General features: G+C 63.5%; 11 protein-coding genes and 1 other RNA gene. 10 read left to right on the forward strand and 2 right to left on the reverse strand.

What is annotated here, in order from left to right; genetic code table 11:
• Positions 1–2: 2 nt before the first annotated feature.
• Together serC and gyrA are read right to left on the reverse strand one after the other, a co-directional pair.
• Entirely contained in the window at positions 3–1,097 is a 1,095-nt protein-coding gene (gene serC, locus G9Q37_RS03890) for a 3-phosphoserine/phosphohydroxythreonine transaminase (protein ID WP_166224837.1), read from the reverse strand.
• Positions 1,094–3,730, reverse strand: a complete 2,637-nt coding sequence (gyrA, locus tag G9Q37_RS03895) for a DNA gyrase subunit A (RefSeq protein WP_166224840.1) — start codon at positions 3,728–3,730, stop codon at positions 1,094–1,096. The genes serC and gyrA overlap by 4 nt, the downstream gene beginning before the upstream one ends.
• 261 nt (positions 3,731–3,991) lie before the next feature.
• On the opposite strand from gyrA, the gene ompA reads away from it, so the two are divergent.
• The 10 genes from ompA (at position 3,992) to G9Q37_RS03945 (ending at position 14,250) form a co-directional block, all read left to right on the forward strand.
• Positions 3,992–4,645 (forward strand): outer membrane protein OmpA, encoded by a 654-nt coding sequence (gene ompA, locus G9Q37_RS03900; protein WP_166224843.1) that lies wholly within the window; start codon positions 3,992–3,994, stop codon positions 4,643–4,645.
• A gap of 68 nt (positions 4,646–4,713) precedes the next feature.
• Complete coding sequence (gene ubiG / locus G9Q37_RS03905; RefSeq protein WP_166224846.1) at positions 4,714–5,421, forward strand: bifunctional 2-polyprenyl-6-hydroxyphenol methylase/3-demethylubiquinol 3-O-methyltransferase UbiG; 708 nt, start codon at positions 4,714–4,716, stop codon at positions 5,419–5,421.
• A 1-nt stretch (position 5,422) separates the two neighbouring features.
• Complete coding sequence (locus tag G9Q37_RS03910; RefSeq protein WP_166224849.1) at positions 5,423–6,100, forward strand: HAD-IA family hydrolase; 678 nt, start codon at positions 5,423–5,425, stop codon at positions 6,098–6,100.
• Between the two features lie 13 nt (positions 6,101–6,113).
• Positions 6,114–6,527: a transfer-messenger RNA gene (ssrA, locus tag G9Q37_RS03915) on the forward strand.
• Between the two features lie 238 nt (positions 6,528–6,765).
• Entirely contained in the window at positions 6,766–7,314 is a 549-nt protein-coding gene (locus tag G9Q37_RS03920) for a GspH/FimT family pseudopilin (RefSeq protein ID WP_166224852.1), read from the forward strand.
• Entirely contained in the window at positions 7,311–7,787 is a 477-nt protein-coding gene (pilV, locus tag G9Q37_RS03925) for a type IV pilus modification protein PilV (RefSeq protein WP_166224854.1), read from the forward strand. Before G9Q37_RS03920 ends, pilV begins: the two co-directional genes overlap by 4 nt.
• Entirely contained in the window at positions 7,784–8,809 is a 1,026-nt protein-coding gene (locus G9Q37_RS03930; protein ID WP_166224857.1) for a prepilin-type N-terminal cleavage/methylation domain-containing protein, read from the forward strand. Before pilV ends, G9Q37_RS03930 begins: the two co-directional genes overlap by 4 nt.
• A gap of 47 nt (positions 8,810–8,856) precedes the next feature.
• Positions 8,857–9,351: a pilus assembly PilX family protein gene (locus G9Q37_RS03935; RefSeq protein WP_205710718.1), complete on the forward strand. Its 495-nt coding sequence runs from the start codon at positions 8,857–8,859 to the stop codon at positions 9,349–9,351.
• 22 nt (positions 9,352–9,373) lie between these two features.
• Entirely contained in the window at positions 9,374–13,768 is a 4,395-nt protein-coding gene (locus G9Q37_RS03940) for a pilus assembly protein (RefSeq protein WP_166224863.1), read from the forward strand.
• An 89-nt stretch (positions 13,769–13,857) separates the two neighbouring features.
• On the forward strand, positions 13,858–14,250 hold the full coding sequence (locus G9Q37_RS03945; RefSeq protein ID WP_277345044.1) for a type IV pilin protein: 393 nt from the start codon (positions 13,858–13,860) through the stop codon (positions 14,248–14,250).
• The last annotated feature ends 38 nt before the right edge of the window (positions 14,251–14,288 follow it).

The raw sequence follows: 14,288 nt of genomic DNA on the forward strand, positions 1-14,288 counted from the left end.
GCTCAGGCCATTTCCTTTTCGAACTGCTGCATGTAATCGACCAGGGCGCGAACGCCCTCGATGGGCATGGCGTTGTAGAGGCTCGCGCGCATGCCGCCGACCGACTTGTGGCCCTTGAGCTGCAGCAGGCCGCGCGCCTGCGCGCCCGCCAGGAAGGCCTCGTTGCGCGACTCGTCCTGGAGGAAGAACGGGATGTTCATGCGCGAACGCGCTTCGGGCGCGACGCGGTTCTCGTAGAAGGCGGAGCGGTCGATGAAGTCGTAGAGCAGCGCCGCCTTGGCGATGTTGCGGCGCTCCATCTCGGCGATGCCGCCCTGGCGCTGCAGCCACTGGAAGGTGAGGCCGGCGAGGTAGATCGCGTAGGTGGGCGGGGTGTTGTACATCGAGCCGTTGTCGGCCACGGTCTGGTAGTTGAAGGCGCTCGGGCAGATCGGCAGGGCGTGGCCCAGCAGGTCTTCGCGGACCACCACCAGCGTGAGGCCCGCAGGCCCGAGGTTCTTCTGCGCGCCGCCGAAGGCCAGGCCCACGCGCGACCAGTCAACCGGGCGCGAAGCCACGTGCGAGGAGAAGTCGATCACCAGCGGCGCGTCGCTGCCCAGGGCCTTGAGATCGGGCAGCTCGTGGAACTCCACCCCGTGGATGGTCTCGTTGCTGCACAGGTGCACGTACTGCGCGTCGCCGCCGATGGCCCAGCTCGCGGGCGCGGGCAGGGTGGTGTGCTTGGTGTCAGCGTTGCTGGCCGCGACGCGCGCCTGGGCATAGCGGCCCGCTTCCTTGTGCGACTTCTGGCTCCAGCTGCCGCTGATGACGAAGTCGACCGCGCCGCCGCGCGAGAGGTTCAGCGGCACGATGGCGTTTTCGCCCAGGCCGCCGCCTTGCATGAACAGGACCTTGAATTGCGCGGGGATCGCGAGCAGCGAGCGCAGGTCGGCCTCCGCGCGCGCGATGATTTCGCCGAAGGCCTTGCCGCGGTGGCTCATCTCCATCACGCTCATGCCCGTGCCGTGCCAGTCGAGCATTTCGCCTGCGGCGATCTCGAGCACCTCGGCGGGCATGGCGGCCGGACCGGCCGAGAAGTTGTAGGGCCGCGCCGTCATGCCGCGGTCTCGGCGTCACCGCCTTCGGGTTCGCCGCCCTCGGGCATGTTGGCGTCGTTCTCGACGATGCGCTGCAGACCCGACAGCTCGTCGCCGGCGTCGAGCGAGATCAGCGTCACGCCCTGGGTGGCGCGGCCCATCTCGCGGATCTCGGCGACGCGGGTGCGCACCAGCACGCCCTTGTCGGTGATGAGCATGATCTGGTCGTCGTTGTGCACCAGCGTGGCGGCCACGACCTTGCCGTTGCGCTCGCTCTGCTGGATCGCGATCATGCCCTTGGTGCCGCGGCCGTGGCGCGTGTACTCGCCGATGGGCGTGCGCTTGCCGTAGCCGTTGACGGTGGCCGTGAGCACGCTTTGCGACTCGTCTTCGGCCACCAGCATGGCGATCAGGCTCTGGCCTTCTTCGAGCATCATGCCGCGCACGCCGCGCGCGTTGCGGCCCATGGGGCGCACGTCGTTCTCGTCGAAGCGCACGGCCTTGCCGCCGTCGGAGAACAGCATCACGTCGTGGCGGCCGTCGGTGAGCGCGGCGCCGATGAGGAAGTCGCCCTCATCGAGGTCGACAGCGATGATGCCGGCCTTGCGCGGGTTGCTGAACTCGTCGAGCGCCGTCTTCTTCACCGTGCCGCCCGCGGTGGCCATGAACACGAAGTGGTCGGCCGGGAAGCTGCGGTTGTCGCCCGTGAGCGGCAGCACCACGTTGATCTTCTCGCCTTCGGCCAGCGGGAACATGTTCACGATGGGCTTGCCGCGCGAGCCGCGCGAGCCGCTGGGCACCTCCCAGACCTTGAGCCAGTACAGGCGGCCGCGGTTGGAGAAGCACAGGATCCAGTCGTGCGTGTTGGCGATGAAGAGCTGGTCGATCCAGTCGTCTTCCTTGGTGGCCGTGGCCTGCTTGCCGCGGCCGCCGCGGCGCTGCGAGCGGTACTCGGACAGCGGCTGGCTCTTGATGTAGCCCGAGTGGCTGAGCGTGACCACCATGTCGGTGGGCGTGATCAGGTCTTCGGTGGCGAGGTCCTGCGCGTTGTGCTCGATCTGGCTGCGGCGCGCGCCGAGCTTGGTCTGGCCGAACTCCTGCTTGAGGGCGATCAGTTCCTCGCTGATGATGGTCGACACGCGCTCGGGCCGGGCCAGGATGTCGAGCAGGTCGTCGATCTCGGCCATCACGTCCTTGTACTCGGCGACGATCTTGTCCTGCTCCAGACCGGTCAGGCGCTGCAGTCGCATCTGCAGGATTTCCTGGGCCTGGGTTTCCGAGAGGCGGTACAGCCCGTCGCTCTGCATGCCGAAGCCGCGGTCGAGGCCGTCGGGGCGGTAGTCGTCGGCGTTCACCACGCCGCCATCGGCCTTGGCGCGCGTGAGCATCTCGCGCACCAGCGCGCTGTCCCAGCTGCGCGTCATCAGTTCGGCCTTGGCCACGGGCGGCGTGGGCGACTCGCGGATGATGCGGATGAACTCGTCGATGTTGGCCAGCGCCACGGCCAGGCCTTCGAGCACGTGGCCGCGCTCGCGCGCTTTGCGCAGGTTGAAGATGGTGCGCCGCGTCACCACCTCGCGCCGGTGCTCGAGGAAGACCGTGACCAGGTCTTTCAGGTTGCACAGTCGGGGCTGGCCGTCGACCAGCGCCACCATGTTGATGCCGAAGGTGTCCTGCAGCTGCGTCTGCTTGTACAGGTTGTTGAGCACCACCTCGGGCACTTCGCCGCGCTTGAGCTCGATCACCAGGCGCATGCCGGATTTGTCCGACTCGTCCTGGATGTGGCTGATGCCCTCGATCTTCTTCTCGTGCACCAGCTCGGCCATGCGCTCCTGCAGGGTCTTCTTGTTGACCTGGTAGGGCAGCTCGTCAACGATGATGGCCTGGCGCTGGCCGCGGTCGATGTCCTCGAAGTGGCACTTGGCGCGCATCACCACGCGGCCGCGGCCGGTGCGATAGCCGTCCTTGACGCCCTGGATGCCGTAGATGATGCCGGCGGTGGGGAAATCGGGCGCGGGGATGATCTCCATCAACTCGTCGATGGAGGCCTCGGGGTTCTTGAGCAGGTGCAGGCAGGCGTCCACCACCTCGTTGAGGTTGTGCGGCGGGATGTTGGTGGCCATGCCCACGGCGATGCCGGCACTGCCGTTGACGAGCAGGTTGGGCAGGCGGGTGGGCAGCACCAGCGGTTCTTTTTCGCTGCCGTCGTAGTTCGGACCGTAGTCGACGGTTTCCTTGTCGATGTCGGCCAGCATCTCGTGGGCGATCTTCGACAGCCGGATTTCGGTGTAACGCATGGCGGCGGCGTTGTCGCCGTCCACCGAACCGAAGTTGCCCTGGCCGTCGACCAGCATGTGCCGCAGCGAAAAATCCTGCGCCATGCGCACGATGGTGTCGTACACCGCCGAATCGCCGTGGGGGTGGTACTTACCGATGACGTCACCGACGATACGCGCCGACTTCTTGTACGGCCGGTTCCAGTCGTTGTTGAGTTCGTGCATGGCGTACAGCACGCGCCGGTGCACCGGCTTGAGGCCGTCGCGTGCGTCTGGGAGCGCGCGGCCCACGATCACGCTCATCGCGTAATCGAGATAGCTCCTGCGCATCTCTTCTTCCAGACTGATGGGCAGGGTTTCTTTGGCGAATTGGGTCATGGCTGGGGGACGCAGGCGGCGCCGTCTGGAATGCAGCCAAAGATTCTAAGGCGGGCCCGGAAGTTGCCTTTGGCCGGCTATTTGTTGCACATGGACAACGGATGCAGGCCTGTCTTTGTAGGCGGATGCCGCGTCCGGAGCAGCGGGCAGCCGTTTATCGCGCTTGTGGCACAATTCCCCGAGCGTTACGGGTCTTTAAGGCTTCGCCCGGACGTCAACCAATGTCACGCAGGTCGTCTGCGGCTTACCAAGAGGAAAACCATGAAAAAACTCAACCGAGTGGCAATGCTGTTTGCAACCGCCGCCATGGCAACGGCTGCTGGCGCCCAGACCATCGACAACTGGCGCAACGGCACCAGCGAGCTGGTGTGGAAAAACGGCACGAACGAACTCTGCTGGCGCGATGCCTCCTGGACGCCGGCGACCGCCGCCCAAGGTTGCGACGGTGCGATCGTTCCGCGCGCTGCCGCTCCGGCGCCTGCCCCGGCGCCCGCTCCGGCCCCGGCCGCTGCGCCCGCTCCGGCCCCCGCCCCCGCTGCAGCCCCTGCCGCTCCGGCCGCCACCAAGGTGACCTACGCCGCTGACGCCTTCTTCGACTTCGACAAGGCCGTGCTCAAGCCCGAAGGCAAAGCCAAGCTGGACGACCTGGCTGGCAAGGTCAAGGGCATCAACCTCGAAGTCGTGATCGCCGTGGGCCACACCGACTCGACCGGTAAAGCCGCTTACAACCAGGCCCTGTCGGTGCGCCGCGCCGAAGCCGTCAAGGCTTACCTGGTGAGCAAGGGCATCGAAAGCAACCGCATCTACACCGAAGGCAAGGGCCTGACCCAGCCGGTGGCCGACAACGCCACCCGCGAAGGTCGCGCCAAGAACCGCCGCGTGGAAGTGGAAGTGGTCGGTACCCGCAAGAACTGATTGGCTTCCCCATCACAAAGAACCGCGCCCAGGCGCGGTTTTTTGTTGCCTTCGCATAATTGCTGCCCATGACCGTTCATTTGAATGCCGACCCGGCCGAGCTGGCCAAGTTTTCCGATCTGGCCCACCGCTGGTGGGACCCCGACAGCGAGTTCCGCCCGCTGCATCAGATCAATCCTCTGCGGCTGGACTGGATCGATGGCCTGGCCGGCCTGTCTGGCCAGCGTGTGCTCGATGTGGGTTGCGGGGGCGGCATCCTGTCGGACTCTATGGCGCGCCGCGGCGCGAACGTGACCGGGATCGATCTCGCCAGCAAGGCTTTGAAAGTGGCGCAGTTGCATGCGCTGGAGGCCGCGACGCCGAACGTGCAATACCTCGAAACCAGCGTCGAGGCGCTGGCCGCGGAACAGCCGGCGAGCTTCGACGTAGTCACCTGCATGGAGATGATCGAGCACGTGCCCGACCCGGCCTCGGTGGTGCGGGCCTGCAGTGAACTCGTGAAGCCGGGGGGCTGGGTGTTCTTCTCCACCATCAACCGCAACCCCAAGGCGTTCCTGTTCGCGATCATCGGCGCCGAGTACATGCTCAAGATGCTGCCGCGTGGCACGCACGAGTACGCGAAGTTCGTCAAGCCCAGCGAGCTGGCCGCCCATTGCCGCGCCAGCGGGCTCGACCTGCTGCACACGCGCGGCATGGAATACAACCCGCTGACGCGCCGTTACTGGCTCAGCGGCGACACCAGCGTCAACTACCTGGTTGCCACCCGCAAGGCCTGAGATGGCCGCAGTGGTGTTCCGTGGGGTGAGGGCCGTGCTGTTCGATCTGGACGGCACCCTGATCGACAGCGCACCCGACCTGGGCGCGGCGGCCGAGGCCTTGCGCACGGCCCGTGGGCTGCCGCCATTGGCTCCGGACGCCTACCGGGCGCATGCGGGATCCGGCGCGCGCGGCATGCTGCGCGTGGCCTTCGACCTCACGCCCGACCACCCCACCTACCCGGCGATGCGCGACGAATTTCTGAACGCGTACGAACGGTGCATGCTGATCCGCACCCAGGCCTTCCACGGGGTCGACGGATTGCTACAGACACTGTCGGCACGGCGCATCGGCTGGGGGGTGGTCACCAACAAGGCCCAGCGGTTCGCCCTGCCCATTGCGCAGGCCATGCCGGTGCTGGCCGGGGCTGGTGCGATCGTCTGCGGGGACACCACACCGCATGCCAAGCCGCATCCCGCGCCCTTGCTGGAAGCTGCGCGACGCCTGGCACTCGAGCCTTCGGACTGCATCTACGTGGGCGACGACCTGCGCGACATCCAGGCCGGCAAGGCCGCGGGCATGCGCACGGTGGCCGCGCGCTACGGTTACCTGGGTGCGGCGGCCGTGGTGGACGACTGGGCCGCCGACGCGGTCATCGATTCACCGGCCGAGGTCTTGAATCTGCTCGAATTGCCCTAAACTCCCCGGTCCTGGGGCTGTACCGGTTTCGACGTGGGTTCGGACACGCAGCAGGGCATGTCGAGGTTCTGTCACCTCGTAAAACCGCAGAAACAAACCAACTGCAAACACCAACGCAGCAAACGACTCTTACTTCGCCCAAGTGGCGAATGCCTAAGGTCGTATCCGGGGACTAACCTCCCCGGTCCTCGCAGCAGCTCGTCGATGGGCTGTGCCGATGGCCGCAAGGCCTGAAGCCGCGAGGTCATTCACATCGACTGGACCTGCCACGGGCACCTTGTGGCAGGTCGAGATCCAAGGGTGCTGGCTGTCCCGGTAGCGTGCCGCTGCGCGACCGGAACGGCGAGATCCAATCCAGACGGCTAAACATGTAGATCTGCGCGAAGAAGGCTTACGGACGGGGGTTCAATTCCCCCCAGCTCCACCACATTCCTCGGTAAGTACCGGAGGCCGCGTTGGCGCGATGCGCCCTGCGCACACCCCCTCTGCGGACTCCTTCCAAGGGGCGTCCGAATCCAGATGTAACCACTCGTCGTCGCGGGCCGGACGCCCGTCTTGTCGGGCGTTCCCAGCGGGTCGAAGACGGAAAGCATCTTGGGATGAGAACTACCTTACAGGGTATGCATGGACTCAGCTCGCCTCGACCAGGGCAGCGCGGAGTGACCTTGATCGAGCTTCTGATGGCCTTGGTTGTCATGGCGGTGTTGCTGGCGATCGGGGTACCCAGCTTCCGCACTTCCATTGCGGGCAATCGATTGAGCTCATCGACCAACGAACTCGTGAGTGCGCTGGCGCTGGCCCGCAGCGAGGCGGTGCGACGTGGCAACCGAATCACTGTGTGCAAGAGCGCCGATGGCGCCAATTGCACCACCGCGGGGGGGTGGCAGCAGGGGTGGATCGTGTTCACTGATGGCACACGTGCCACCGCGGTTGCCACCGTCGACGTCGGAGAAACCGTGATATCTCGTGGACAGGCTGTAAGCGCGCCCGTCATGATCACGGGCAATGCCGGAGCGCAGAACTTCGTCTCGTTCGCTGCGGACGGCACAGTTCGCACAATGGCCGGTGCTTTGCAGGCTGGCGTGCTCAGGGTGTGCTACCCCAACAGCGCGCTTGGCAATGAGCGACGCGCGCGGGATATCGAATTGCTGGCCACCGGACGACTCACGCTCACCACGCCCGGCAACGTAGCGGTTGCCTGCCCCGCACCATGAATAGCCAGTTCTCATCTCCCCAGGCCGGACGGTCTGCGCGTTCTCGTCAGCGGGGCGTCGGCCTCATTGAAGTGCTAGTGGCCGTATTGGTGCTGTCGCTGGGCATGCTGGGCATGGCCGGCTTGCAAGCCAGTGCCCTCAAGGCGGGGCAGAGCAGCCACGCCCGAAGCCAAGCGGTGATGTTGAGTTACTACATGCTGGACATGCTTCGTACCGATCGTGCCGGTGCCGTGGGGGCCGCGTACAACATGCCGGCCACTTGCGACCCGGATGCGATCGTGAACAATGACCTATCGGGCAATACCCGTCGGCACTGGCTTCAGAGCGTGCGCAATACGCTGGGTCAGAGTGACACGAGTTGTGGCGCCATCACTTGTGATGCGGGCGGTCTTTGCTCAATCACGATCAACTGGGATGACAGCCGGGCTGGTGGCTTGGGTAACCAGACCTTTACAACCAGCAGTCGCATATGAGGCACGTCAACAAGATGCGCGGTCTGGGAGCCGCCCGACAACATGCTCGCGGCTTCAGCCTGATTGAGCTGATGGTCGCGCTCGTGCTGGGCTTGGTGATCGTTGGCGGCGTGGTGAGCCTGTTCGTGAACAACCAACAGGCGGCACGCACCAATGAAGGGCTTGGTCGTCTGCAGGAAAACGCCCGCACGGCCTTCGAATTGCTGGCACGCGAGATTCGCCAGGTTGGCGGCAATCCCTGCGGCGCTGTCACCACGACGAATGCCCTGATCAATCCGGCGGCGAACTGGTGGTCGAACTGGGATGGTGGCGTGTTGCGCGGCTTCGACGAAACCCAGGACACCCTCGGCATGGCGCCATTCGGTGCCGGCGTCGGTCAGCGCGTGGCTGGTACCCATGCCTTGATCGTCCTGAGCGGCGGCATGTTCAATGGATCGATCATCACCAACCACACTCCCGCCAACCAGACCATCACGCTCAACAGCACAGGCCATGGTCTTGTGGCTAACGATCTGGCCGTGGTGTGTGACGGTGAGTCGGCGGCGTTGGTGCAGCTCACCGCAGTTACGACCACACCGGCCGGTACCGTGAGGCATCAGGTGGGCGGGACCTCATTGAATTCGACAGTAGACATCGGCTTTCCAGCTGGCACCCCCAAGACGTTTCAACCGAACGGGCTGGTCACGCGGTACACCGCCAGTTTCTGGTACGTTGGTAACAACCCGCGTGGAGGTAGGTCGCTGTATCGCATGGGTCGCAACGGGGTGGGTGAAGAGATTGCGGACGGCGTGAGCAACATGCAGGTGGGTTACCTCACCAGGAATCAGGGCAACGGCAACCTGGCTAACGACTGGGTGACGGCCAGCGCCGTGACGGACTGGACGAACGCCGCTACCAATCTGCCGGTCGCCGTACGGTTGACGTTGACCTTGAGCAGCGCGGATGGCGTAGGCGTTGGCCAGGTGCCGTTGCAGCGGCAGGTGTTCCATGTGATCAACCTTCGAAATCGTCCAGCGCCATGAGATCTCGTTCGTCGAACCGTTTCTCCCGGCCAAGCGCGCAGCGCGGCGTGGCCTTGGTCATCGCTCTTGTGCTGTTGGTGCTCATGACTCTGCTCGGACTCACCAGCATGCGTGGCGTTGCGCTCGAAGAGCGCATGACGGGCAATACCTACGATCGAAGTCTTTCTTTTCAGGCGGCGGAGTCTGCCCTTCGTGAAGCGGAGGCGTTGGTGGAGGCCAATCGACCCACGCCTGCGGCACTGGCCGCTTGTGTCAATGGCATTTGTGGGTCGCCAAACCCTGCCGATCTGGAGCGCTGGCTTGACCCCGCGTTTCCGTCGCCACCCAACCCCGGTGGCTGGCAAGCTGCCACTCAAGTCTCGAATGGGCCCATTTCGCTCACCCCGCAGTACATCGTTGAATACCTGGGCGATACGTTCCCGTGCCAACCTGGAAATCCTGCATCGACTAACGATTGCAAACGCTACCGTATCACCGCGCGCAGCGCGCCCGGTGGCGACCGTTCGGTTGTCATGTTGCAGTCCGTTTTCGCTACCGATTGAGCCTGTCTGACAGGGAGACCCCATGAAACCTCAACTTCTGCGACGCGCTGCGGCGTCCATCGCGCTCACCTTGGTGTCGCTGCTCTCGGTTGGAATGGTGCAGGCGGTGGATTGGCCGTCTCGGCCTCTTACAGCCAACGTCACGGCCAAGCCCATGACGATGCTGATTGCCGGGCGAGACCACAAGTTTTTTTACGAGGCCTACAACGACGCGAGCGACCTGAACCCCTCTGCCAATGATGGTCTCGATCTGTGGTTCAAGCCGGGCATCACCTACTACGGTTTATTCGACTCGACGCTGTGCTACACATATAGTGGAAGTGGAAACAATGGCCTGTTCCGTCCGGCGTCGCAGGCAGATGCCCGTGGACGCTGCCTGACGGGTGGAAGCGCCGGAGAGTGGTCAGGCAACTGGCTCAATTACGTCACCACGAGCCGCATTGATGCGCTGAGAAAAGTGCTGTATGGCGGCTCGCGAGAGGTCGATAGCCTCACCCAGACGGTTCTGCGCCGCTCCTATGTGCCGCAGGACGCGCACAGTTGGGGCAAGGAGTACCACCGCAGCCAGGGCTACTTGATCAGCGAGTACACCGACCTGCCTGACCTCACAGCCGATAACGTCCGCCACTTTTTCGGCAGCCTGACCGCTAACCGCGCCACCAATTGCGCCACTCTGAACGACTGCAGTAATTTGCCGCCCTTATTGCGCATCCGCGCCAACGTGGGCAACAACGCGCGCATCTGGGAGTGGGCATCCAAAGAACGACCGGTGCTCGACAGCGATCTCTCGACTGGCGCCTTCCCTGCGGGTACCGGAGCACAGCGCGACCTCACCGTTCGTGTCGAGGTCTGTACTGCCACCTTCAATCGCGATTGCAAGCTCTACCCCAATGGCCAGTACAAACCGGTGGGCATCCTGCACGAGTACGGCGAAAACGATGCCATGCTGTTCGGTCTGATCACAGGCAGCTACGACCAGCATTTTTCGGGCGGTCGATTGCGCAAAGTGGTGTCTTCCTTCCGAGGCGAGGTCAACGCAACCACTGGGCAGTTCACCAGCGACGCTCGCATCGTCCAGACCTTTGACCGCTTGCGGATCCGAGGTTTCAACCAGTCCACTACATCCTCCGAGTACTGGAAATCCAGTCCGTACACCGACTCATCCAAGGACCCGACGGAGGGGCAGCTGGTCGATTGGGGCAACCCGATCGGCGAAATGATGTACGAGGCCCTGCGCTACTTCGCGGGCAAGGGCTCGCCCACGGCTGCCTTCAACACCGGCACGGCATTCGACGCCGCTGTCGGATTGAGCACGGCCACCTGGGACGATCCCTACGACCGTACAAACAGCGCGGCAAAGGCCTCGTTCTGCGCCAAGCCCAATTTCTTGACTATTTCAGACATCAACCCGTCCTACGACTCGGACCAGTTGCCGGGCAGTAGCTTTCCGCTGCGTGGCGGATCGGCCAGCAGCCGCTTCCCGAACGATACTGCCAGCAGCGGAACCACGGGCGATTTGTCTGGCCTGAACGTCACGACCCTGGGCAATACCATTACGGCGATTCAGTCGGATATCACCGGCCGTACCTTCTTCATTGCGCAGTCCGGCACGGTCAATGACCGATCTCCAACCCCCAAGACCGTCAATTCGCTTGGGAACATTCGTGGACTGTCGCCAGAAGAGCCAACCAAAGACGGCTCGTACTACGCAGCGTCCGTCGCCTACTTCGCAAAGACCCGAAACATCCGCAACTTCGGCGCCGACCGGCCAGTGAATGTGGATACGTACGCGATTGCGCTAAGTTCTCCGTTGCCCCGTATCGTGGCGAAGCTACCCAACGGGCGCGAAATCAGTTTGGTGCCATTCGCCAAGACTACCAATGGCAACGGCGTATCGAACACCAAGGGTGACTACCAACCCACCAACCAGATTGTCGATTTCTACGTCGAATCAATCGTCAACTCCGGCCCCGCCGATGCCAACCCGGCGGTGAACGGTGGCCGGTACTCGGCGCGCTTCCAAATCAACTTCGAAGACGTGGAGCAGGGTGGCGATCACGACATGGACGCCATTGCCGAGTACCTTGTAGTTGCCAACGCCGATAACACTTTGTCGGTGACAGTCACGCCGCGTTACCAAGCTGGCGGCGCATTGCATTCCATGGGTTACGTGATCTCTGGCACCAACAGGGACGGCACGTACTTGGTTTCGCAAGATGAGGCGACCACGCGTCAGTATTTCCTCAATGTCCCCTCAGCCACCGGTTTGCCTGGAATGTGTGACGTTGCTTCGCCGCCCTCGGGCTGCAACCGGCTTCCCACTATCGGCGAAACTCCCCGGACCTTTGTGTTCTCGCCTGGTACCAGTGGTGGCGCTTCCTTTCTGAAGGATCCGCTGTGGTATGCCGCCAAGTTCGGTGGCTTTGTGGACCGCGACAAGAGCAATACGCCCAACCTGCCGCTCGAATGGGATGCCAACGGCGATGGTGTACCCGACACCTACTTCCTGGTACAAAACCCCATCACGCTGCGCGAAACGCTGCGCCAGACCTTTAATACCATCATCGACAAGAGCGGTTCGGCTGGCAACATCGCATCGAACTCCACCGACCTCAACACGGGCACCCGGGCCTACCAGGCCAAGTTCAACTCACAAACGTGGTCGGGCGAGCTAGAGGCGCGTGGCGTGACCACCAATGGCGTCGACGCGGCCACTGCATGGCGGGCCTCCGACTTCCTCAAGAGTGACAGCGGTCGGCGCATCTACTACTCGTCGCCTAGGACCGGTGTGAGCGGCGGTGAGTTCTCTGTCACTGCGCTCACCGCCAACGGTGACCTCGCCCTCTTCAACAACGATGGCGCTCTGGTGAACTACCTGCGCGGTGACCGCTCTCTTGAATTGCAGCGTGCTGGTGGCCGATTCCGCGATCGCGGCGATCTTGCCAGCGGGACAGTGCTGGGCGATGTCGTGCACTCTTCGCCGGTGTTCCAAGCGGACACCCAGACGCTGTACGTCGGCGCCAACGACGGTATGCTGCATGCGTTCGACGCGAACACTGGCCGTGAGGTGTTCGCCTACATCCCCAAGCCGGTCATGCCGCAGCCGGCGCCCTGTGCCGCCGCGGACTGCGCGGGCATCAAGGCGCTCGCGGACCTAGGCTACAACGAGAACCACCGCTACTTCGTCGACGGCGAGATCGCTGTCAGCAACCGCTCGCAGACGCCGGGTAAGAACCTGCTGGTGGCTGCGCTCGGGCGGGGCGGTAAAGGCTTGTTTGCCCTCGATGTGTCCGATCCCGCGAGCTTCGACGCCAGCAAGGTGCTGTGGGAAGCCTATGGCAATGATGTAGACATGGGATACGTGCTGGGCCGTCCGGTCTTAGGGCGGGTGCGCACCAACGCCGGTACCGTCTGGGCCTCTATCACGGGCAATGGTTACAACAGTACGAATGCGAGGGCGGTGCTGTTCGTGCACAACCTTGAGACCGGTGCCCTGATCGCCAAGATCAATACCGGCGCAGGCGGCGATAACGGCCTTTCGTCCCCCGGTTTGTTCGATGCTGATAACGATGGTGTCATCGATACAGTTTATGCCGGCGACCTGCGGGGCAACTTGTGGAAGTTCAATATCGCGTCGGCTGATCAGACCACCTGGGCAGTGGCCAACGGGGGCGTGCCGTTCTACGTGGCGCGCGATGACAATGGCAATGTTCAGCCGATCACTGCGCCAATCCGTATGGTGCGCAACTTCACCACGGGGGATGCCAATTTCGGCAAGCTCTTCATCCATTTCGGAACGGGCAGTTACTTCCGAATTGGCGATCCCAGCATGGGCGGCGAACTGGTGTTGCCACAAATCCAATCATGGTATGGGCTGATCGACGAGGGCGCGGCGATTACCGGAAACCGCAACGACAGTCTCGTGCGTCGCACCATGAGCAGCGACAGCACGTTCGCGAGCCGGGTTGTCCGTACGTTCTCAGCCGCTTCGCCGGGTGACATGGCGGGCAAGAAAGGCTTCTTCATCGATATGCCTGCACTCGAGCGTATCGTGACGGCTGCCAACACCGTTCGCGCGGTCGAACCGGCCCTGCTGGTCAGCATCATCCGACCTCAAGCCGACGAGTGCGTGCCAGGCGGCACCGGCTTTGTAGCGGCCATTAACCCTTTCACCGGCGCGCGCCTCACCCGACCGTTCTTCGATATCAACAATGACGGCAACTTCAACAACGACGCCATCAACGGCGTGTACATCGGCGCCGTCGACCTGAGCGTGGGCATGCCGGGTGAGTCGATCCTCATCGGCAACCGCCTGGTGGTCGGTGGCTCGCTTGGCACGATGAGCTCGGTCAAGGTCAATCTGGGGCTCACGCCGGTGCGAGGTCGCCTGACCTGGCGCGAGATTGTTCGGGACTGATGCGACACCATCTGAAAACTGTAATATCCAATATGCACCGCCGTACCTTGCCCATCCCGCGCCAGAACGGTTTTACGCTGGTTGAGTTGATGATAGTGGTTGCGATCGTGGCCATACTCGCTGCGGTCGCCTACCCAAGCTACCAGTCCCACGTGCAGAAGACTCGTCGGGCCGCTGCGGCCGCTTGCCTGACTGAGTTGTCTCAATGGATGGAGCGAAACCACACCACATGCTTGGCCTACAACCTCACAGGAGCCGCTTGCGGCACCGCGATGACCACGGCCCAACTGCCCGCCTTGCAATGTCGAAACGATGTAGCCATTGCATACACCATCGCATTTGCGGCTAACCCGACTGCCAGCGCGTATACGTTGAATGCCGTTCCGCGAGGCCCTCAGGCGTCAGATACCCGTTGCGGTACGCTGACCCTCAACCAGGCGGGCACCAAGGGTGCGGTTGCGGCGTCGGGCTGTTGGAACTGAGCGCGCCCTCGGCGTCATGCGCCGACAATGCGACGCAT

The organism is Hydrogenophaga crocea, from assembly GCF_011388215.1.
GTDB lineage: Bacteria > Pseudomonadota > Gammaproteobacteria > Burkholderiales > Burkholderiaceae_C > Hydrogenophaga > Hydrogenophaga crocea.